The 20846-nt window shown below is 67.2% G+C and carries 23 protein-coding genes and 1 tRNA gene; 8 read left to right on the top strand and 16 right to left on the bottom strand.

Features of this window, described 5'->3' with window-relative positions; translation table 11 throughout:
• Position 1 precedes the first annotated feature (1 nt).
• From BAU06_RS23370 to BAU06_RS27230, 9 genes are all read right to left on the bottom strand, one after another.
• Positions 2-604, bottom strand: a complete 603-nt coding sequence (locus BAU06_RS23370; RefSeq protein WP_082988436.1) for a cupin domain-containing protein — start codon at positions 602-604, stop codon at positions 2-4.
• Between the two features lie 8 nt (positions 605-612).
• Positions 613-1314 carry a DUF1989 domain-containing protein gene (locus tag BAU06_RS23365; protein ID WP_066359641.1) on the bottom strand — a complete coding sequence of 234 codons (702 nt, stop codon included), beginning with the start codon at positions 1312-1314 and terminating at the stop codon, positions 613-615.
• Positions 1257-2648 (bottom strand): M20 family metallo-hydrolase, encoded by a 1392-nt coding sequence (locus BAU06_RS23360; RefSeq protein WP_066356253.1) that lies wholly within the window; start codon positions 2646-2648, stop codon positions 1257-1259. Before BAU06_RS23360 ends, BAU06_RS23365 begins: the two co-directional genes overlap by 58 nt.
• A complete protein-coding gene (locus tag BAU06_RS23355) occupies positions 2635-3474 on the bottom strand; it encodes an amino acid ABC transporter ATP-binding protein (protein WP_066359640.1) in 840 nt (279 codons plus the stop codon). Before BAU06_RS23355 ends, BAU06_RS23360 begins: the two co-directional genes overlap by 14 nt.
• A 34-nt stretch (positions 3475-3508) precedes the next feature.
• Positions 3509-4153 (bottom strand): amino acid ABC transporter permease, encoded by a 645-nt coding sequence (locus BAU06_RS23350; protein WP_231933947.1) that lies wholly within the window; start codon positions 4151-4153, stop codon positions 3509-3511.
• Complete coding sequence (locus BAU06_RS23345; RefSeq protein ID WP_066356251.1) at positions 4150-4863, bottom strand: amino acid ABC transporter permease; 714 nt, start codon at positions 4861-4863, stop codon at positions 4150-4152. The genes BAU06_RS23350 and BAU06_RS23345 overlap by 4 nt, the downstream gene beginning before the upstream one ends.
• A gap of 9 nt (positions 4864-4872) precedes the next feature.
• The gene (locus BAU06_RS23340; protein ID WP_066359634.1) at positions 4873-5703 is read right to left on the bottom strand and encodes a transporter substrate-binding domain-containing protein; all 831 of its coding nucleotides are present in this window, start codon (positions 5701-5703) and stop codon (positions 4873-4875) included.
• Between the two features lie 269 nt (positions 5704-5972).
• Complete coding sequence (locus tag BAU06_RS23335; RefSeq protein WP_066356249.1) at positions 5973-6914, bottom strand: DMT family transporter; 942 nt, start codon at positions 6912-6914, stop codon at positions 5973-5975.
• Between the two features lie 146 nt (positions 6915-7060).
• Positions 7061-7723, bottom strand: coding sequence for a GntR family transcriptional regulator (locus tag BAU06_RS27230; protein WP_082988433.1), 663 nt, complete (start codon positions 7721-7723; stop codon positions 7061-7063).
• Positions 7724-7794: 71 nt separating this feature from the next.
• On the opposite strand from BAU06_RS27230, the gene BAU06_RS23325 reads away from it, so the two are divergent.
• From BAU06_RS23325 to BAU06_RS23315, 3 genes are all read left to right on the top strand, one after another.
• A complete protein-coding gene (locus BAU06_RS23325; RefSeq protein ID WP_066356244.1) occupies positions 7795-8772 on the top strand; it encodes a Bug family tripartite tricarboxylate transporter substrate binding protein in 978 nt (325 codons plus the stop codon).
• 26 nt (positions 8773-8798) lie between these two features.
• Complete coding sequence (locus tag BAU06_RS23320; protein WP_066356242.1) at positions 8799-9482, top strand: RraA family protein; 684 nt, start codon at positions 8799-8801, stop codon at positions 9480-9482.
• Positions 9483-9546: 64 nt separating this feature from the next.
• On the top strand, positions 9547-10392 hold the full coding sequence (locus BAU06_RS23315; protein WP_066356240.1) for a helix-turn-helix transcriptional regulator: 846 nt from the start codon (positions 9547-9549) through the stop codon (positions 10390-10392).
• Positions 10393-10394: 2 nt separating this feature from the next.
• Here the strand turns inward: BAU06_RS23315 and BAU06_RS23310 are convergent, their stop codons facing one another.
• From BAU06_RS23310 to thiC, 3 genes are all read right to left on the bottom strand, one after another.
• Positions 10395-11234 (bottom strand): hypothetical protein, encoded by an 840-nt coding sequence (locus BAU06_RS23310; RefSeq protein ID WP_066356238.1) that lies wholly within the window; start codon positions 11232-11234, stop codon positions 10395-10397.
• Positions 11235-11383: 149 nt separating this feature from the next.
• Positions 11384-12229, bottom strand: a complete 846-nt coding sequence (locus BAU06_RS23305) for a DUF1444 family protein (protein WP_066356237.1) — start codon at positions 12227-12229, stop codon at positions 11384-11386.
• A 60-nt stretch (positions 12230-12289) separates the two neighbouring features.
• Positions 12290-14203 carry a phosphomethylpyrimidine synthase ThiC gene (gene thiC, locus BAU06_RS23300; RefSeq protein ID WP_066356235.1) on the bottom strand — a complete coding sequence of 638 codons (1914 nt, stop codon included), beginning with the start codon at positions 14201-14203 and terminating at the stop codon, positions 12290-12292.
• A 299-nt stretch (positions 14204-14502) separates the two neighbouring features.
• Here thiC and BAU06_RS23295 point away from each other — a divergent pair, with 299 nt between their 5' ends.
• Positions 14503-15177, top strand: coding sequence for a SecDF P1 head subdomain-containing protein (locus BAU06_RS23295; RefSeq protein WP_066356232.1), 675 nt, complete (start codon positions 14503-14505; stop codon positions 15175-15177).
• Positions 15178-15235: 58 nt separating this feature from the next.
• Here the strand turns inward: BAU06_RS23295 and BAU06_RS23290 are convergent, their stop codons facing one another.
• Complete coding sequence (locus tag BAU06_RS23290; RefSeq protein WP_231933946.1) at positions 15236-15676, bottom strand: helix-turn-helix domain-containing protein; 441 nt, start codon at positions 15674-15676, stop codon at positions 15236-15238.
• A 104-nt stretch (positions 15677-15780) separates the two neighbouring features.
• Here BAU06_RS23290 and BAU06_RS23285 point away from each other — a divergent pair, with 104 nt between their 5' ends.
• Positions 15781-17025 (top strand): helix-turn-helix domain-containing protein, encoded by a 1245-nt coding sequence (locus BAU06_RS23285; protein WP_066356229.1) that lies wholly within the window; start codon positions 15781-15783, stop codon positions 17023-17025.
• A gap of 317 nt (positions 17026-17342) precedes the next feature.
• Here the strand turns inward: BAU06_RS23285 and BAU06_RS23280 are convergent, their stop codons facing one another.
• Positions 17343-18257 carry a c-type cytochrome gene (locus BAU06_RS23280; protein ID WP_066356226.1) on the bottom strand — a complete coding sequence of 305 codons (915 nt, stop codon included), beginning with the start codon at positions 18255-18257 and terminating at the stop codon, positions 17343-17345.
• 397 nt (positions 18258-18654) lie between these two features.
• Here BAU06_RS23280 and BAU06_RS23275 point away from each other — a divergent pair.
• Positions 18655-18729, top strand: a tRNA-Arg gene (locus BAU06_RS23275).
• Between the two features lie 81 nt (positions 18730-18810).
• Here BAU06_RS23275 and BAU06_RS23270 read toward each other — a convergent pair.
• Complete coding sequence (locus BAU06_RS23270; protein ID WP_066356224.1) at positions 18811-19371, bottom strand: YdeI/OmpD-associated family protein; 561 nt, start codon at positions 19369-19371, stop codon at positions 18811-18813.
• Between the two features lie 176 nt (positions 19372-19547).
• Between BAU06_RS23270 and BAU06_RS26380 the strand changes: the two genes are divergently transcribed.
• Together BAU06_RS26380 and BAU06_RS23260 are read left to right on the top strand one after the other, a co-directional pair.
• A complete protein-coding gene (locus tag BAU06_RS26380) occupies positions 19548-19847 on the top strand; it encodes a type II toxin-antitoxin system RelE/ParE family toxin (RefSeq protein ID WP_082988432.1) in 300 nt (99 codons plus the stop codon).
• A gap of 3 nt (positions 19848-19850) precedes the next feature.
• On the top strand, positions 19851-20159 hold the full coding sequence (locus tag BAU06_RS23260) for an addiction module antidote protein (protein WP_066356218.1): 309 nt from the start codon (positions 19851-19853) through the stop codon (positions 20157-20159).
• Positions 20160-20232: 73 nt separating this feature from the next.
• Here the strand turns inward: BAU06_RS23260 and BAU06_RS23255 are convergent, their stop codons facing one another.
• Complete coding sequence (locus BAU06_RS23255) at positions 20233-20412, bottom strand: hypothetical protein (RefSeq protein ID WP_066356213.1); 180 nt, start codon at positions 20410-20412, stop codon at positions 20233-20235.
• Positions 20413-20846: the final 434 nt, after the last annotated feature.

The raw sequence follows: 20846 nt of genomic DNA, 5'->3' as shown, positions 1-20846 counted from the left end.
TTCAGAAGGTCGTGGGCGTATTCACCCACAGCACGCGCGTCACCGTCTTGCCCGGATTGCGGTAGCTGTGTGGAACATCGCTGGAGAAATAGAAGGAATCGCCGGCATCCAGCTGGTGGATCTCGGATCCCAGCCGCAACTCGAAGCGGCCTTCGATGACGTAGCCCATCTCTTCGCCCGCATGCGCGATCTGTTCCAGGCTTTCGGCCAAAGGCGCCAGCACATGGATATCGGCCTGCAGCAGCTGGCCCCGCATCGGCACGATCACGCGTTCCAGCTTGACGCCGCCCTTGCGGCCGCGCGCCGGGCTGAATGCCAGCACGGGCCGATCCGCGGCGCGCGTCACCGGCGAGGCAGGCGGCGCGTCGGCGGCGGTGAGCTCCGCCACGTTGGTATCCAGCGCCCGGGCCAGGCGATGCAGGGTCGCCAGCGACGGCATGGTCTGGCCGCGTTCGATGCGGGACAGCAGGCTTTCCGAGCACCCGGCCGCCTCGGCCAGTGCCTTGAGCGTCAGGTTATGCACCATGCGGGCATGCTTGACGCGCGGGCCCAGCGCGGCAAGCCCGCGCTCCGGCGTCGACGGAAGGGATCTGCGGATAGCCATGGCGGATATTATGCTTGCTCCAGCACCTGGAAGTGCACTTCCACCGGCCGGTTGTCATTGATCGGGATGATGTCCTGCGGGCAGGCCGACATGACCACCACGCAGTCCATCTCGGCGCGCAGGTCCACGTAGTCGCCGGCCTTCGACACCGGCGCCAGCCACTGCACGCCGGCGTCCGGTCCCACCGGGATATTCATCCACAGGTTCAGCGGTTGCGGCACCTCGCGGGCGCGCAGGCCGATGGCCTTCAGCGCCATGCGCATATTGTCGGCGCAGTTGTCGTGGTAGTGCTCCACGCCCAGGTTGCGGTAGCGGTAGGCGTCGCAGGCGGCCATCAGCGTGTCGTGCACGCCCGGCGAGGTATCCGCCGTCAGCGTCATGATGGGCCGGCGGCGGTTGCTGCCCAGCGGGTCGCCCACCTTGGGGATGATGCGGTCGATCATCGCGCGCGCATGTTCCATGGACATGAACTCGCTCAGGTCGTCGGCCTTGAACGCCCAGGTGTCGCACACCTGGCTGCCATGGGTGTTGATGATGCGGATCACCTGGCCCTTGGATAGCCGGACCGCGCGCCCCTGGCGGGCCGGGACCTCGTACACCTTGCCCGGTTCCGCGCGTCCGTCGGGCGAGATCGGTTCCAGATGGGTGTTGTTCAGGCCGACGGGTTCGCCGTTATCGGCGACCTGCGTAGTGCTGGATAGCGTTTGCATCGTGATGATTCCTTGCGGGGTGGGGTGAACAAAGCGGGGGCGGCATCGGCGTTTCCGGCCAGTTCGGCCAGGCACCAGGCCAGCGCCCGGGTGCAGGCCGTCAGGTCCTCGATACCGGTGTGTTCCTCTGGGTGGTGGCTGATGCCCGCGATGCTGGGCGCGAACAGCATCGCCGTGGGACAGAAGCCCGCCAGCGGCATCGCGTCGTGAAAGGCGCCCGACAGCATGTCGTCGTGCGCCAGTCCCAACGCGCGGCAGGCTTGCCGCGCCAGCGCCACCAGGCCGGCGTCGAAGGCTACGGTGGGCTTGTGCTGCAAGGTATCGACCGTGGCGCCGGGGGGCAGCAGGGCCTGCAGCCGTGCCTGCAGCGCGTCGAGCACCCGTGCGTCCGGGTGCCGCGTATCGACGGTGAAGACCACCTGATCGGCGATGGTGTTGATGGAGTCCGGCCGGCACTGCCAGCGGCCGATGGTCAGGCGCAGCCGATCGTCCTCTTGCGCCCGGCCGTAATCCAGAAGCACGTGGGCCAGCGCGATGGCCTTGGCCTGCGCGTCGTCGCGCGCCGATGCCGGCGTGGTGCCGGCGTGGGCGCTGCGGCCGGGCACGGTCACGCGGAACCAGCGCACGCCTTGTATGGCCGTGACGCAGCCCACCTGCAGGCCGCGCGCCTCCATGATGGGGCCTTGTTCGATATGGGCCTCGATATAGGCATGCAGCGGGCGCGCCAGGGGGGTGTCGAACCATTGCCAGCCCGCGGTGCGCGCCGCTGTCGCGAAGTCCTCCCGGGCATCCGCGCAGGCCTGCCCGAAGGTTACGCCCCGCGCGTCGCGGGCGTCGCGGAATTCCGCCAGGCGGCCGGGCGATACATAGGCCACCGATCCCATCAGCCCCGGCGCGAAGCGCGAGCCTTCCTCGTTGGTCCACATCACCGTTTCGATGGCGCGGCGCGTGCGCACGCCCGCGGCGTCCAGCGCGTCGAATACCTCCAGTCCCGCCGCCACGCCATAGGCGCCGTCCAGCCATCCGCCCAGCGGTTGCGTATCGGCGTGGCTGCCCGTCAGGACGGGTGGCGCGCCGGCGTCGCTGCCCTGGCGCCGGATATACACATTGGCCGCTTCGTCGATGCCCACCGCGTAGCCCGGCCGGCCGCCGAACGCGGCCGCCAGCCAGCGGCGCGCCAGCAGTTCCTGCGCGGTCAGCGCCTGCCGCGCCACGCCGCCCCGATGCGTACCCGGCACGGCCGCGCCAAAGGCGGCCAGGCCTTCCAGTCTTGCTTGCAGGCGGCCGCCGTCCACGGCACGCGCCACGCGGTCGTTGGCATCAGCCGCGTGCATCGTCGTCTCCCGCGGGCAGGGCCAGGCTGCGTCGTATCCAGGGTTGCAGGAAACTCCTGATGCGAGGGTGGGACGGCCGGCGGATGATTTCCTCCGCACTGCCCGTGGCCAGGATGCGGCCCTGTTCCATGAAGACGATACGGTCCGAGACCTCGGCGGCGAAGCTCATCTCGTGCGTGACCATCACCATCGTCATGCCCTCGCGCGACAGCGATTGGATGACCGCCAGGACCTCGTCCACCAGTTCGGGATCCAGGGCGGACGTGGGCTCGTCCAGCAGCATCGCTTCCGGCGATACGGCCAGGGCGCGGGCGATGCCCACGCGCTGCTGCTGGCCGCCGCTCAGGCGGGCGGGCAGCATGCCGGCCTTGTCGGCCAGGCCGACGCGGTCCAGCGCCTGCAAGGCGATCTGACGCGCCTGGGCGGCGGGCTTGGCGCGTGCCAGCGTCAGCGGCGCCATGACATTGGCCAGCACCGTCATGTGGGGCCACAGGTTGAAGTGCTGGAACACCATGGCCAGCGGCGCGCGCACCTCCGCGACGGCACGGTCGCTGTCGCGCACCAGTGCTCCGGCGCCGTTGCGCCGGTAGCCCAGCAAGGCGCCGCGGATCTGGACTTCGCCTTCGTCGTAGGCGTCCAGGAAGTTCATGCAGCGCAGCAGGGTGGTCTTGCCGGAGCCGGACGGGCCGATCAGGGTGACCACTTCGCCGCGGGCGATGTCCAGGTCGATGCCGGCCAGCACGCGATGGCTGCCGAAGGACTTGCCGACGCCACGCAGGGAAATCATGGGCAGCGCCGCGCCGGGGGGCGGTAGGGTATCGGTCATGGAGGGATCCGGTTGCATGGGGCGTCCGCGGATATCAGGCCAGCCGCCGCGCCAGCAAGCGCGAAAGCCGGCCGATCGCCAGCGCCAGCAGCCAATAGCAGGCGGCCAGCAGGATGTAGGGTTCGATGTAGACGAATTGTTCGGAGACGATGCGCGATGCCGTCAAGGTCAATTCCGGATAGGTGATCACCGAGGCCAACGCGGACTCCTTCACCAGCAGGACGGTCTGGTGGGCGATCAGCGGCAGCGCGGCGCGCAAGGCCTGGGGCAGCTGGATATGGCGGAAGATCTGGCCGCGGTCTAGCCCCATGACCTGTGCCGCCTCGACCTGGCCGCGCGGGATGGCTTCCCAGCAGGCGCGGAAAATCTCGGCGAAGTAGGCGCCGCTGTAGATCGACAGCGTGAGGGCTGCCGCGGCGTAGGGGTCCAGCGAAATCCCCGCGCTGGGCAGGCCGAAGTAAACGATGAACAGATGGATCAGGAAGGGGACGCCGCGCCACACCACCGTGTAGGCCCAGTAGAACCAGGTGAACGGCCGCCAGCCGGTCTCGCGCAGCACGTGCGCGATGAAGCCGGCGAGCAGGCCGCCCGCCAGCGCGGCCAGCACCAGGCCGACGGTGTGCAGCAGGCCGGGACCGAATTGCGGCAGCAGCGTAAACAGCAGGTCGATATCCATCATGTTTTCCGGATGGCGTTGCGCCGGATGACGGCACGGCTGGCGTGGCGGCTGCCCGCCATGCGCCGTGCCAGCCAAGTGCCCAGCAGGAACACGGCGGCGGTCAGCACCAGGTACACCAGGCCGGTGGCGACGTAGACTTCCAGCGGCCGGTAGTTGGACGCCACGATCTGCCGCGCGGCACGCGCCAGGTCGGCCACGGCGATGACCGAGACAATGGCCGAGTTCTTGATGACGTCGATGGCTTCCGACACCACCGCGGGCCACACCGCACGCGCCATCTGCGGCAGCTGGATGTGGCGGAATACCTGCCGCGGCGTCAGCCCGAACACCGCGCCGGCCTCCAGCTGGCCCTGCCCGACGGCGGTCAGTCCGCCGCGCAGGATCTCGCACTGGAAGGCGGCGGAATTCAGCGCCATCGCCGCCATCGCGGCCAGCAATGGCGGCAGGTCCACGCCCAGCGCGCTGGGCAGGTAGAACAGCATCAGCAGCTGCACCAGCATGGGCGTGCCGCGAAAGAAGCTGATGTAGGCCACCACCGCCAGCCGCAAGGGACTGCGCCGGCCGCCGGTCAGCGTCAGCCCCAGCAGCACGGCGCCCAGCAGAAAACCGCCGACGATGGCCACCGCCGCCACCAGCAGGGTCATGACGGCGCCGTTGCCCAGGACGGGAGCATAGGCAGCCAGGCGTTCGAGCAGGGTGGCGTCATTCATGGCGCGTGCTCACATCTCGGGCGTCGGGACCTTGTCGGTGGGTACGTCCATGGTGAAGCCGAACCACTTCATCTGCAGCTTCTGCAGCTCGCCGGTCTGCTGCGCGCGGGCGATGCCGTCGCTGAAGAACTTCACCAGGCTGGCGCTGTCGGCGTCCTTGCGGCCCACCCAGCCGAAATAGGTCTTGGGACCGATCGGGCCGTCGATCACGGCATAGACATCGCCACGGGTCTTGACCAGCGTGGCCAGATTGGCCAGCGACTGCGCCACGGCATCCAGCCGCCCGGCGGCGAGGTCGGCATAGGCCTCGTCGAAACTGACGTACTCGCGGATATTCACCGCCGGCTTGCCGGCGGCCTTGAGCTTGTCGGAATACGCCTGCAGGGCTTTCAGCTGCGCGGAGCCGGTCTGCGAACCCACCGTCTTGCCGGCGATGCCGTCGGCGCTGGCCAGGGCGGTGTCGGCCTTGCGCTTGACCAGGGCCGTGGTGGCGTCGGCGATGGGCACCGTGAAGGCGAACTTGGCGGCGCGCTCGCCGGTCATGGTGACCGAGGTCACGATGAAGTCGAACTTGCGCGTCGCCAGGCCGGGCAGGATGCCCTGGAACGGCACGTCCAGCTGCTTGACCTTCACGCCGGGCAGCCCGCTCATGATCATGTTCATCAGGTCCGGGCCGTAGCCGACGATCTTGCCGTCCTGCAGGTACTCGAAGGGCGCGAACTGCGCTTCGGTCCCGATGACGATTTCCTTCTTCTGCTTGATGTTGTCCAGCAGATCCGCATGCGCGGCACCGGCCGCGGCAAAGGCCATGACGGCCATGATCAAACGACTGCGCAGCATGATTAACCCCTTGATAGCGATGCCCGCCGGCAGGCGGGAGATATGGAATCGGTGCAAGTGAAATGTTTGCCATGCAAGTCACTTGCATGCCTATCAAGCAACATGCATGCCAATTCCGGTCGCTGGAGGGATGCGAAGGTGAACGGAACGGCCCGCCCCGATCAGGGGCGTGCCGTGCGCCGCAACGGTGCGCGCGCACCGATCTGGCGATCGCGGCGTGGGCGCGAGGGGATTGCCGGTCGCTGGCGCCATCGCCGGCGAGACGGCGGTCAGCGGGGTGCGCGCGGCGGCGATGCGGCGGTGTGTTTCGCCAAGGGCTGGCCCGCCGCCGGCCGCGGCCGGGCCAGGAAGATGCCGCCCAGTATCAGGGCCAGTCCGACCGCGTGGTAGGGCTGCGGCGCCACGCCCAGCAGCAGTACCGACAGCAGGACGGTGAAGATGGGCGTCAGGTTCATGAAGAAGATCGGCAGCTGCGGGCTGGTGCGCGCCACCGCGGTCTGCCAGCAGAAAAACGCCACCAGCGAGGGGAAGATGCCGATATAGGCGACGATGGCGGCGGTCTTCCCGTCGATGGCCATGGGCGCATAGCCGCCCCATGCATGTTCGGCCAGGACGAAAGGCAGGCTCCAGGCCAGGCCGGCGACGATCTGCGCGGCCAGCAGCACGTCCGTCGGCAGCCGCGTCGGATGGCGTTTCAGCAGCCAGGTGTAGAGGCTCCAGGCGCAGGTGCCCGCCAGCATGAAAAGATCGCCGCGCACGAAGTGGATGGCGTCCAGGCCGTCCAGCCTGCCGCCCAGCATGACCCAGGCTACGCCCACCACGGACAGCGCGGCACCGCAGGCGCTGCGCGCACCGATGGGCGCGCCGAACAGCACGCGGCCCAGCAGCAGGATGAACACGGGCGCGGAGGATCCGATCAGCGAGGTATTGATCGGGTTGGACGTCGTCAGCGCCAGATACTGCAGGGCGTTATAGCAGGTGATGCCCCAGAATCCGCCGATGACGATGGCGCGCCATTCCGCGCGCACCGCCGCGCGATGGCGTGCCACGCGCCGCAGCACGAAAGGCAGCAGCACGGCCAGCGCCATCAGCCAGCGCAGGGTGTTCAAGGTGACAGGCGGAATCAGGCCGGCGGCCATCTTGCCCACGATGGCATTGCTGCCCCAGAGCAAGGGCGGCAGGAGCAGGGCCAGCAACAGGCCGCCGTTCATGGCGCGCCCGGTGCCTGCTGCGGTGGTCCGTTCATGCCGCATCGGTCCACCCCCCGCGCCGGGCCGTGACGGACCTTCCCCCGCTTGCCGCGGCCGTGGGAGCGCTGCCCCTTCGTTCACTGCGCATGCGCTTACAGCCCATTCGTTTACTGCGCATTGGCCAGCACCAGGTCCGCGAAGGCCTTGCCCTTGCCGATGATGTGATCCCGCATCGCCTGGGCCGCCGCCTCGCCATCGCCGGCGCGGATGGCGCGCACGATGGCTTCGTGTTCGGCGCAGGACACCTTCAGGCGGCCGGGCTGGTCGAAGACATTGCGGCGGAAGTTGCTCAGGCGCAGCCGCGCGTCGTTGATTTCGTCGCGCACGATGGCGTTGCCGCTGCCCGCGTAGATCAATTGGTGCAGGGCCAGGTTGCAGGCCTCGTAGCCGGGACGGTCGTCGTCGCCCGCCAGTGCCATTGCCTTCTCGTGCAGCGCCCCCAGTTCGTCGCGCTGCGCCGCGCTCATGCGCAGGGCGGCCAGGCGCGCGGACACGCCTTCCAGCTCGCCCAGGTATTCCAGCAGGGCGATCAGCTCGGCGGGCCCCGGCTTGTAGACGAAGGTGCCGGCGCGCGGAACGATGGCCACCAGTTTGCGGGCGGCCAGCATCAGCAGGGCCTCGCGCACCGGTGTGCGCGAGACATCGAACCGGGCCGCCAGGGCCTTCTCGTCCAACGGCATGCCCGGGGGCAGGACGCCGTCGGCGATGTCGCGTTCGATCAGGGCGCGGATACGTTCGGGCGTATTGACCGCCGCAGTGGACTGCTCCATGTTGATTATTTTAGCTGCACTGCTCATAATTACAGAAGACGCCTAAATTATTACTCTAACAAGGAGACACCATGAAACGCGTCCTGAACGCTGCCGTCCTGGCCGGCGCCGCCCTGGCGGCTACCCTCGCGGGGGGCCCCTCCCATGCGGCCTTCCCGGAACGGCCCCTGCGTATCGTGGTTCCGGTTCCTCCGGGTGGCATTATCGACCAGGTCGTCCGCATCATTACGCCGCCCATGGCGGAAATGCTCAAGCAGTCCATCATCGTGGAAAACCGGGCCGGCGCCAGCGGCAACATCGCGGCTTCCTATGTGGCGCGCTCGACGCCGGACGGCTATACCCTGCTGGCGGGCTACTCCATGTTCCACGTCGGCAACCCGGTGATGTTCCATAAGCTGGATTGGGATCCGGTCAAGGATTTCGCGCCGGTCGCCATGCTGGTTTCCTCGCCACACGTGATCGCCGTCAACCCCAAGCTGCCCGTACGCACGCTGAAGGAGCTGGTGGAGTACGCCCAGGCCCACCCCGGGGAACTGAACTACGCGACCTCGGGCAACGGCTCGGTGCCGCATATCGGCATGGAATTGTTCAAGCAGAAGACCGGCGCGCAAATCACCCACGTGCCGTACAAGGGAGCAGGCCCGGCGGTGCAGGACGTCCTGAGCGGCAACGTCCAGATGACCGTGGCCACGCCGCCTTCGTTGGCGGGCTTCGTCACCACGGGCCGCCTGCGTCCGCTGGCCATCGCCGCCAAATCCCGCATTCCCATGCTGCCCGACGTGCCCACCACCGCCGAAGCCGGCTTTCCGGGATTCGAGCTGGAGGCCTGGGTAGCCCTGTTCGCGCCTGCCGGCACGCCCAAGGACGTCGTCGCGGCCATCAGCGAGGCGGCGCAGAAGTCGCTGCAGACCGACAAGGTCAAGGAGGCGCTGGCCGCCGCGGGCGTATCGGCCTGGTACCTGACGCCGGCGCAGCTGGACACGCAGGTGCGCAAGGATATCGATTACTGGCAGCCGGTCATCCGCAAGGCCAACATTACCGTCGAGTAGCGGGCGCCACGCCCAAGGAGTTATGCATGAATATCGACACCAGCGACGCCAATGTCGTACGGGCCTCCAGGCTGGATTGCGGCGCGCTGAGCGACGCACTGGATCGCCTGGGCATCGTGGGCCAGTGCTACAAGATCAAGCCTTGCGACCCGTCCTTTCGCCTGGCCGGGCGCGCCTTCACCGTCCTGTATGAACCCACCACCATCGAAACCGGCAATGTCGGCGAGTACATGGACGACGTCCCGCCTGGCCGCGTCATCGTCATCGACAACCGCGGCCGCGATGAAATGGGCACCTGGGGCAATATCCTGACGGAGCTGGCGCACCATCGCGGCATGGCCGGCACGGTCATCGACGGCAACAATCGCGATGTCGCCTTGTGCCGCGAGCTCGGTTACCCCATTTTCAGCCACGATACGTGGATGCGCACCGGCAAGGGCCGCATCCAGCTCAAGGCGCTGGAAGTCCCGGTCATCATCGGCGGGGTGGTCGTCAATCCGGGCGATATCCTGCGCGGCGACGCCGACGGCGTCGTGGTGCTGCCCAAGGTGCGCGAGGATGAATTGCTGGACGTGGCCGAGCACATCGCCAGCCAGGAACGCCAGCTGCGCGATGCCATCCGAGGCGGCATGCGCATGGACGAAGCGCGCCGGAAGTTCCGCTACCACGACCTGCAAAGCCCCCACTACGCGCAGGCCGTCCAGAAGTAAGGCGGGCGGGGCCGGGGGTAAGATAGGGGTTTCCATACAGGTACCCCGCATCTCCTATCCTGGTATGACACCCGCCACGCCAGACTCGTCCGCCCTGCAGGCCGATGGCGCTACCCTGCGCCGCCGCACCCTGGGCGACTTCGTGCGCAACGCCCGCGCCCGCATAACGCCGCAGATGGCCGGCCTGCCGCCCGGCCTGCGCCGGCGCACGCCTGGCCTGCGCCGGGAAGAGGTCGCCCAGCTGTGCGGGATCAGCGTCACTTGGTACACCTGGATCGAGCAGGGGCGCGAAGTCTCGGTTTCGCCGGCGGTGTGGGCCCGCATCGCCAGCGTCCTGCAACTGGCGCGCGCCGAGCGCACCTATCTTTTCGAACTGGCCGAGTGCGCCGATCCGCAGCATCCGCGCGACGAGCCCTCCGGCGTGTCGGGCATCCTCAACGCCTGTGTGGATGCGATCGATGCGCCGGCCTATGTGCTGGACCGCGCCTGGAACGTCATGGCCTTCAACGCGGCCATGCGTGAGCTGTTCGACGATTGGCCGGTGGTGGATCCCGCGCCCAACCTGTTGCGCTATATCTTCCTGGACCCGGCGGCCCGCGACCTGGTGGTCGACTGGGAGCAGCGCGCCCGCCGCGCCGTCGCCGAGTTCCGCCACGACGCGGGGCCGCACCTGGACGAAAAGGATGTCCGCGACCTGCTGGAGCCGCTGCTGCGCGATAGTCCCGCCTTCGAGCACTGGTGGACGCGCCATGCGGTGGTCGAACGCGAAGGGGGATTGCGTGAATTCCAGCATCCCCGCCGGGGCCTGCTGCAATTCCAGCAGGTCACTTTCCGGCTGGCCACGCATGCCGATCTGAAGCTGATCATGCTGCTGGAGGAGCGCGCGACGCTGCCCCAGCCGCCGGCCTAGGCTTACAGGTCGAAGCCCATTTCGAGCAGCGCGGCGAAACGGTCGCAGTCGTATTCCAGGGGCGGGCCGGATTCCGGCGGATAGGGCAGGGCGAAGATGATGTCGCGCAGCTTGTCCCCACGCTGCGCCTGGCTGGGGCCGGCGAAGCACGCGCGAGCCCCTTCCAGCATCAAGGTGCGCCCCAGCGGGCCGAAGCGGTAGGTGGCGCCGGCAAAGACCGGCAACGTGCTGTCGAACTGGCGGCTGGACGGTTCTTCCAGCCCTTCGCCCCGGATGCGGAAGTTGCCCAATTCCAGATTGTCTTCGGCGAACCCGGCCAGGAAGTCGCGGGGGTCTTCGCCTTCCTGGACGCGTTGCAGGGCTATCGACAGGAGCAGGATATCCCTGACCCGGTGCGTGGCCACGGCTTCGTTGACCGGCGTGGCCGATATGGCCTGCGCCAGGACGTCGTTCAGCATGGCGTCCAGGCCCTGCGTTTCAACGTCGGAGGCGCCCTTCACATAATGGGCCACCAGGTCCAGCGTTTCGGCCACGCCGGGCACGGGCTTCCATTGCTGGGCGTGCTCCTGCGCGCAGATTGCCTTGAGCTGGTGCTGGATGGCCTGGAAGACGGCCTCGCGGGCGGGCGGGTGGCCGGCGGTCGAGCGACTGCCGTATACGGCGGCGGCGTCGCCGTCCCGCCGGAAGCGATAGATGATTTCCTGGATCTCGCGCAGTCCAGTCCCGGTGGACGGCCCTGCCGACGTGGCGTCCCCCGCGCCGCTACGCGCGGCCGGGATGGGCGCCGGCGCGTTGGCGCCGTAGGGAGCAGCGTTACCGCCGGCCTGGATGGTGGATGGCATGGGAATCTCCGTCGAAGTGATCTGTGGCATGGAGCTGCCTTCGTATCACCAGCCCGAAAGGGATTCCCTGGCGGCAGCCGGAATTCGTCCGGCTCATGGGCACCCGGCCGTGCGAGGCCGGATGCCATGCAGGCCGCGCCTGCGGCGCGTCAGTTCTCGTAGGGCGTCAATACGCCGTCGCGCCAGACGTACAGCATCGCCGAGAGGCCATAGGGCGAACGGGCCATGATGTGGGCCGCGATGTTGCGGATGCGGTTCTGGCCGTGGCGGTCCTTGGTGCCGCAGACCAGCAGCTCCTCGCGCGCCGGGATCGCGACCACCGGGTCGCCTTCGATCTCCACGCGGTCGCGCCATTCGTCGGTCAGGAAGACCAGGCTGGCGTCATAGTTGCCGTCCAGCCGCACGCCATAGCAGCCATCCTCGCCTTCGATGGTCAGCTGCGGCAGCAGGCGGCGCAGGTTCTCCCGTGCCAGCGGCGGCAAGGCCTCGCGCGCGAGGCCCAGGTCCGCCAGGTGATCCGGCGCGACATAGCTCATGGCGTCGGGGCGGTCTTCCACGTACACCGTCATCAGGTCTTGCGTCAGCGGTTCGGCGACGAAGCGCTCGCCATCGCCCGCGCCGGCGGACTGCAGCTGGCGGGTGCTGGCCGTCAGCCACATGCGGGTCTTGACCACGGGCAGGATGGCCGCGCGGCGGCTGGCCGCGTCGGGCTTGGCGCCCGCCGGGGCGGCGTCCAGGTGGGCCGCAAGAATGGCGTCCAGATCGGCGGGCGCCTTGGCATAGGCCGCGTAGGCGTTACCCAGCGACTGCGTGACCTGCTGGCCGTCCGGCAGCGACCAGCGGACCTGTATGCCGTCGCCTTCGGCATCGGCTTCCACGCCGACGCCTTCCTTGGGAAACCGCGCCCGGGCGGCATCGGCATAAGCCCTTGCGAACTCGCGGGCATCGAGCGGGCGCGCGGTGCGCGGGGTCAACAGGCGTTTCAGTAAGCTCATTGCATTGTCCATCGGTGGCCGGCGCGCGCACGCGCACCGGCCGCGCCCCTGGCCGGCGCTTCAGGTCTGATGATAGATTTCCGCGCCCTTGCGGACGAACTCCACGGCCTTTTCCTGCATACCCTTGTGCAGCGCCTCTTGTTCGGCCACGCCCTGGCTGGCGGCGTAGTCGCGCACGTCCTGCGTGATCTTCATGCTGCAGAAATGCGGGCCGCACATCGAGCAGAAATGGGCGACCTTCATGGAGTCCTTGGGCAGGGTCTCGTCATGGAACTCCTTGGCGGTGTCCGGATCCAGTCCCAGGTTGAACTGGTCTTCCCAGCGGAACTCGAAGCGCGCCTTGGACAGGGCATTGTCGCGAATGGCCGCGCCGGGATGTCCCTTGGCCAGGTCCGCGGCATGGGCGGCGATCTTGTACGTGATGATGCCGTCCTTGACGTCCTTCTTGTTCGGCAGGCCCAGGTGCTCCTTGGGCGTGACGTAGCAAAGCATCGCGGTGCCGTACCAGCCGATCAGCGCGGCGCCGATGCCGGACGTGATGTGGTCATAGCCGGGAGCGATGTCGGTGGTCAGCGGCCCCAGCGTATAGAAGGGCGCCTCGTGACAGTGCTCCAGCTGCAGATCCATGTTTTCCTTGATCATCTGCATGGGCACGTGGCCGGGGCCTTCTATCATGACCTGTACATCGTGCTTCCAGGCCACCTGCGTCAGCTCGCCCAGCGTCTTCAGTTCGGCGAACTGGGCTTCGTCGTTGGCATCGTAGGCCGAGCCGGGACGCAGGCCGTCGCCCAGCGAGAAGCTGACGTCGTAGGCCTTCATGATTTCGCAGATTTCCTCGAACCGCTCGTACAGGAAGCTCTCGCGGTGATGCGCCAGGCACCACTTGGCCATGATGGAGCCGCCGCGCGAGACGATGCCCGTCATGCGGTCCGCCGTCATGGGAATGAAGGGCAGGCGCACGCCGGCATGGATGGTGAAGTAATCCACGCCCTGTTCCGCCTGCTCGATCAGCGTGTCGCGGAAGATTTCCCATGTCAGCTCTTCGGCCTTGCCATCGACTTTCTCCAGCGCCTGGTAGATGGGCACGGTGCCGATGGGGACCGGCGAATTGCGCACGATCCACTCGCGGGTTTCGTGGATGTGCTTGCCGGTGGACAGGTCCATGACGGTGTCGCCGCCCCAGCGTATCGCCCAGGTCATTTTCTCGACTTCTTCGCCGATGCCCGAGCTGACCGCCGAGTTGCCGATATTGGCGTTGATCTTGACCAGGAAGTTGCGGCCGATGGCCATCGGCTCCAGTTCCGGGTGGTTGATATTGGCCGGAATGATGGCGCGGCCGCGCGCGACTTCGTCGCGGACGAATTCCGGCGTGATGGCCGCCGGAATGGCCGCGCCGAAGGACTGGCCCGGATGCTGCCGCAGCATGCGCTTGACCAGCTTTTCGCCCTCCGGCCCGCTGGCGCGCAGCGACTCCAGGTATTGTTCGCGGCGCAGGTTCTCGCGGATGGCGACGAATTCCATTTCCGGCGTCACGATGCCGCGGCGCGCATAGTGCATCTGCGTAACGTTGGCGCCGGCCCGGGCGCGGCGCGGCGGACGCTGCAGGTCGAAGCGCATGGCCGTCAGCTTGGGATCGTTCAGGCGCTCGCGCCCATAGGCGCTGGACGGGCCGGACAGCAGTTCGGTGTCGCCGCGTTCCTCGATCCAGGCACGGCGCAGCTCGGGAAGCCCGCGGCGGATATCGATCTTGACGGCGGGGTCCGTGTAGGGCCCGCTGGTGTCGTAGACCGTCAGCGGCGGGTTTTTCTCGCCACCGAACATGGTGGGCGTATCGTGCTGCTCGATTTCGCGGAATGGCACGCGGATGTCCGGGCGCGATCCCTGCTGATAGACTTTGCGGGATTTGGGCAGCGGTGCCACCGCGGCGGCGTCGACTTCGGCCGTAGCGGCCAGAAACTTAGGATTCGCGTTCATGGAAGCTCCAAGCGAGGGTTTGGAGCCGAATCGGGTCGGATTCCGGCGGAGGCCGCCGGAACGCTCCCAGCATCGGCATTATCCGTACTGGTACGAAGGGACTCTCTCAACCTCTGGTCCGCGAGCCGCATGTCTGAAACCTGGCGGCACGTCTGCCGGACCGTGAAGTACCCCTGCGTGCATGCGACAGTATAGAAGACATGAAGGAGACATTACATCTGGAAGCAGTCTGCGCTGGGCCGTGACCTACGTCACCTGTACACTTTTTCTTGCAAACTCCCCCAATAGGAAAACCTGCTATGCACATCGGATTCCGCACGATCGCACCCCTGGTATTGATGGCTACGGTCCTTCTGGCGGGTTGCCAGACGCCTGGCAACAAGACCGGCACGGGCACGGCTTCCAGCGGCACGACTGCGCCTGCCGGTACCACGCCACCCGGCGCGCCGGGCGCGCCCGCGCCGTCCACGGCGCCCGCGGCCTCCTCGGTGGGCTTCTACATCGCCCAGACCGACTCGGCGCCGGACCTGATGGAAGTCAAGCTGAGCGACGCCACCGTCTACGTGCAGCGGCAACCCGTGCTCACGCGCGCGGACCTGACCGAGGCCGCGGCGCTGGTGGACCGCCAAGGCCAGAATTTCGTCGGCCTGCGCTTCAGCCCGGAAGGCGCGCGCAAGCTGGCCCAGGTCAGTTCGCAGAATGTCGGCAAGCTGCTGGTGCTGGTCATCAATGGACAATTGGTGGCGGCCCCGCGCATCGCCGAACCCTTGAATCGCGGCGTGCTGGCCTTTGGCGTGGATTCGGCCCAGACGGCCACCGAGATCGCCGCGCGCGTGCGCGGCGATGCGCCGGCTGCCGGGGCCCGTACCCCCGGCGCGGGCACGTCGGGATCCTCCGGTAACGGCGCGCCCGCCGTGCCGCCGGCCTCCGATCGCAACGCGCCTGCTTCGGGCACCGGCAGCACCGGCCGCTAGGGAGGCCCGCGCCGGTCGACCGGCGCGGCTGCATCAAGCACCAGAATCGCGCCCGGCGTCATTCGCCGCGGCGCGATTTGCTTTTGGGCTTGGGCGGCGCGTAGTTGCCGTGGCACGTCTCGATGAAGGCGGCCACCATGTTTTCCAGCAAGCGCTTGTCGCGCGTCGTCAGGGTCTCGTAGCGGCCGCGCGGGATATTCTGGAATGGCCAGGCCGGGTCCCGGCCGCCATCGGCGAAGCCGCCCTGCGCGCCGTCTTCCATCACGGCGTAGCGCTGGCCGCCCATGGCGTTGGCATAGAGGTCGGCGGGGCGTTCCATCGGGCCCTTGCCCGTGTCCAGCCATTGCGCCTCGATGCGCAGCGCCGCGGCCAGTTTGAACAAGCCCCGGCTGGACTTGCGTTCACCGCTTTCGTAGCTGGCCACCGCGCTTTGCGACAGGCCTGCCAGGCGCGCCAGCTCGGCCTGCGTGTAGCCTCGCAGTGTACGAACGTGCCTCAAACGGTCTGAAAATTTCTTCACGGACCGATTGAAGCTTGCACCGTTGCCACGTTGGTGTTTATATAAATCACGTTCGTGGTTTTGTCGTGTGCAGGAGGAAAAACATGATCGATTACCGAAGCGTCATCGTGCTGCAGGACGCACGCGCGGTCAGGGACAACCTGGCGCAGGAGCTCGCGAAACGCGGCTTCGCGGTGCGCTCGTGCGGTAGCCTCGCCGGCTTCCGGCATCTGTATGCCATGCAGCCGTCGCCCCTGGTCGTACTTACGGGCGAGTCCGACGACCTTGCCTGCGACGCGCAAAGCGCGCGCGCGGCGGCGCCTGGCGCCGTCATCATCGCGCTCGGGACGGCCACCGATACCGCATGGCGCTTGCACGTCATGGCAGCGGGCGCGGACGCCTGCCACGCCGCCTCCGTCGACATCGGGGAACTCGCCGCGATCCTGCTGTCGTGGGCGCGGCATGCGGGGGCACGGCATGGCTTCGAGCCTGTCCGTGGTCATGGGCCTGATCGCGCCCTTCAGCACGGTCATCAGCATTCCCATCCGCATTCCCTTCAACATCCGCATGCACGGGCGCGTGGGCATGCTCGCGCGTACGCCCCGGAATCGGCGCGCGATGCCGGGGCAGGCGATGTGTATCGCCCCGTGGATCACATGCCCTCCGCGCCGCGCGCGGGGCCGGCTCGCACGGGAATGGAATACACGTTGTCCGGGTCTGGCGTTTCCGGCGCCCACCGCCGGACCGTACCGGCCGAGTCGTTCAGTGCTTCATCCCTGGAGCGGGCCAGGCACCCGGCCATGCATTCATCCGGCCATGCCCCCGGGCATGCATACGGACAGCCTGTTCTTCGGGTTTCGCGCCTGGGCAGCGGATGGCGCCTCGATGCGCACTGCCGCGTGCTCGCATGCCCGCGCGATCGCACGCTTTTCGTCACGGCGGCGGAAAACGCCTTCCTCATGCGTATCGCAGCCAGCGAAGGCCAGTTGCTCCGACGCCGGCGACCCGCTTCGTCCGCCGATGACGCCCACGGCGAGCCGCCGGCCGGCGAACTGGATCCGCGCAGTATGGACGTGTTGGTATCGCGCCTGCGACGCAAGGCGCGCGATGCCGGTATCCAGCTTCCGCTGCTGGCCGTACGCGGCTGCGGATACCTGTTCGCCGAGTCCTTGACCGTAACGCCATCCTCGCTTGCCTCCCGCCTGCCGGCACCGCGCAGGCAGACTGCCCAACCGCCCATCCCTAAGTCCTTGTTGCCCACGCATAAAGCGCTGCGTCCATCCATGCAAGCGACTCTCCAGCCGGAGCCTTGCGCCCGCGAGTTCGCCTTCCAGCTTCTGGCTGCCTGACCACCGTCGCCTTCAGTTCGCGTCCGGACGCCAGGCCTGCGAGCCGGTCCGCGCGGCCGAATCCACACGTCCTTCTACGCCGCGCTGCGTACACGATGCCCCCATGCGGTCCGACCTGCGCGGGTCGGCCTACGCGGCGCGGCCTGCGCGGCGCGGCCTACGCGGCCCGGCCTGCGCGGGTCGGCCTACGCGGCCCGGCCTACGCGGCCCGCCATAAACACAAATCCCTACCGGTTTGGTGTCCGGTAGGGATTTATAAGCCTGCGCAAGCTGCGCCGGCTTGATGCCGGCGTTTAATCCAAGCGGTGGCGGCCGCTTTACTTCACGGACTGCACCATGTATTCCACGGCAGCCCGGATATCGGCTTCCGACGCGTTGGCGGCACCGCCCTTGGGCGGCATCGCGCCCTTGCCGGTAATCGCCGTCTTGACCATCGCGTCCATGCCGGTCTGGATGTATTTGTCCCAATCCGCCTTGCTGCCGAACTTGGGGGCACCCGCAACGCCGGTGCCATGGCAGGCGAAGCAGGTCGTCTTGTAGAGTTTTTCGCCGGCCGGGTTCACAGTGGCTTGCTGCGCCGGAGCGGGCGCCGCCGCGGGGGCTTGGGCCTGGGCCTGGGGAGCGGGCGCCTGGGCAGCGGGGGCGGGCGCTTGGGCGGCCGGAGCCGGCGCGGCAGCGGCCGGAGCGGCCTGGGCTTGACCCTGGCCCGCGGCGCCTTGGGCCGGCGCTTCCGGTTCCTTGAAGTTGCCGCCGGACTTGTTGGCCATGAAGACCACGGCGCGCTGGACTTCGTAGTCGCTCAGCGAGGGATTGCCACCCTTGGGCGGCATCGCGCCCTTGCCGTGGATGGCGATGTTGTACATCGCTTCCAGGCCTTCCTTGATGCGCGGCGCCCAGGCCGCGTTGTCGCCGACCTTGGGCGCACCGGCCACGCCCGCCGCGTGGCAGGACATACAGACGGAACTAAAAACCTGCTCGCCGGTCTTGAAGACTTTGGGCGCGTTGGCGTCGACCAGGTCGAAGCCGGCCACGGGGGCGATCCGCTTTTCGATGGCCTCTGGCGTCAGGGCGTTGGATCCCACGCCGCTGCGGCCGTAGGAAGCCACCATATTGACCAGCATCAGGATGATGATGATCGGTACTAGGAATGCCAGAACGACCGTGACGATCAACTGCTTCGGGGTCTTGATGAGTGAGGCGTGTTCTTGTACGTGTTCCTGCTCTTTGCTCATAACCTAATCCTGCTGTCGGGTACCGGGGCGCCTGGGGCGGATAAAGTACTACGGCAAGCGAAGACCTCCTCAGTTCTTCGCCAGCACGCGTGCAAACGCTGGATTATATAACGCGGGGGTAGGGCCGCCTTTCATGATGGCCGTTGCCCATCCGGCTGGCCTTCGTGGCGCCGCAGCAATCCGCCTGCGATGGCTTGGCTCGGGGCCGCCGATGGGAAGCGGTCCCCGTCTGCCAATAGACCTGGCGCGGCCGGCGCGGGCGGCGGGTTGTCGGCGCAGAGCGGCGTACCGGCGTGTCCACGGCCGCGTCGATCGGCCCCTTGGCGAACACGCCCGGATGCCAGCAAGCCGGGTCGCCAAGCACGTAATCCTGTTTTGGGTACAATACTGCCTCTTCGCGCCCGTAGTTCAATGGATAGAATGAGAGTTTCCGAAGCTCTTGATACAGGTTCGATTCCTGTCGGGCGCGCCAAGATTCCTGTCCTGCCCTCACGCAAGGTCTCGGCAGCGGCGCCATAGGCGCCTGGGGCCTCGCCCCATTCCCCACCCCCATCTATCGCCGCTCCAGCAGCCCCCGTCCTTCCAGGATCGCGGGTGTCGCCTTTTCGATTCGTGCGATGCGCGTTTCAGGCCGTTTTGCGTCGCCGAAGTGAAATAAGTATCCCCTTTGCCGGCCGGGCGTTAGCGCTTCGAATGCGCGCTTGAACCGTGGATCGTTCTGGAACTTCTTTTTCAGCTCTTCGGGGATGGGAAGCTCCGGGGGCTTCGTCTCGACCTTCAACCCCGCCTTCGCGGCGGCCATGGCCTCGCGCACGTAGGCTTCGATGGTGGCCGTTCTTGCGGCAATCTCCCTGGCGTTGGTGAATTTCATCACCCGTGCGGCCTGGACGCGCCCGAGCCGCACCAGCAGTTTCTCGGGGTCGTCCAGCAGCGCGCCCTGGAAGAAGCACAAGGCGCAATAGTCCTTGAAGCCCTGAATGATGACGATGTTTTTGCCATCCAGTGTGTAGCAGGGCTTGCCCCACTTGCACTCCTCTTCCAGGTCGAACCGGGACAAGATCTTTTGCAGCTCGGCAATCTCAGCCTGCCATCGCTCTCGATACGCCATCTTCATGCTTGGTCTCCGTTATTGCACGCCGCCGCCGCTGCATGCGCGAGTGCCGTTGGTCTTTGGAACGAGGCCGGCGCGGAGTAAGGCGGCCACCGTCGCGCGTTCGGCCGCCCAGCATACACAGCCGGGAGCGGCTAAATTTAGGTTGACATGGTGTAATCGTTCGATTACAGTTCCGTATGGCCTACATCGTAAAACTTCTCCCCGGATTCTCCGACTGGCTCAAAGGTCTCAAGGATCCCGTAACCCGGCAACGCTTGGTCAAGCGCCTTGATAAGGCTCGATTGGGAAACCTGGGAGAGGTGAAGCCTGTAGGGAATGGCGTCTCTGAAATGCGAGAAGACTTCGGCCCCGGGTGGCGCATGTATTACGTTCAGCGCGGCAATACCGTAGTAGTGATGCTGGCCGGTGGGAACAAGCGAAGCCAACAAGCCGATATTCGACGCGCAATCGCGCTTGCCGAGTCTTTGGAGGACTGAACCATGACCAAAAATAAGATTTCCGAGCTTCCTGAATTCGACGCAGCTGAATTCTTGAATAGCGAAGAAGACATAGCCGCGTACCTGACAACCGTGCTGGAAGATGACGATCCAGCGCTTCTTGCGGTCGCTCTCGGTAACATTGCGCGCGCCCGGGGGATGACTCAGGTGGCGAAAGACGCCGGTATCGCGCGGGAAGCTTTGTACAAGGCGCTGCGTCCTGGTAGCGATCCGCGGTTTGAAACGATTAGCCGCGTATGCGCGGCGTTGGGAGTGCGCCTGGTGGCGCAACCGAAAAGCCTGGCACACTGAGCGACCAGGTAGCGATCCAGGGTTTGAAACCATAGGAACCGTGCCCGCGCGCCGGCGCGGGCACGGGGGCCCCTCAGACGCCGGAGACGGCCGACCAGGCGGCGGCCACCAGCTCGCCAGTGCAAGCAAGTGCCTGCTGGCAGAGGAGGGCCCACGTCAGGATGGCGGGGCACCACAGCCAACGACGACCGTTCCTGGCCAGCGCGGTGAAGACCACCGCGCCGCAGATTGCGAAGATAAAAAACTGCTTCATGGTTAGAAACCTTAGGTACGTGCCCCTGCGGATGCAGGCGCTACGTACCCGTATAGCGTCGCCGTGACAAAAAAACTCGGCGCCGGACGGGCGGGGTCTTGCGCGCGTCGGCGTCAGACCATAATCCCAGCCTCCCGCCGCCAGATTCGGTCACGGGCGATCGAGCCAGGCCGGCCGCTGTTCCCCATCGCCGCGTCCAGCGGGCGGCGACCTGGCCGCCACGCGAAGCGATGCACCTGCTGGATGTGCGACCCATGTAAGGCTCGGAGTCCGATTGCCGGGCGCTTCCCCGTAGGCCACCAGCGCCGCGGCCAAGTACAGCGGATCGTTGACCTCGGCCGGCGATTCCTTGCCGAACACACCCGCGACCTGGCTGGCCCGCGCCGCGATTGCCGCCACTTCGGCCTGGCCCCAAGTGGCGCGCCGCCACCGGG

It is taken from the genome of Bordetella bronchialis, assembly GCF_001676705.1.
In the GTDB taxonomy this organism is placed as follows: Bacteria; Pseudomonadota; Gammaproteobacteria; order Burkholderiales; family Burkholderiaceae_B; genus Bordetella_C; species Bordetella_C bronchialis.
This window is presented reverse-complemented; position numbering and strand designations above follow the sequence as displayed.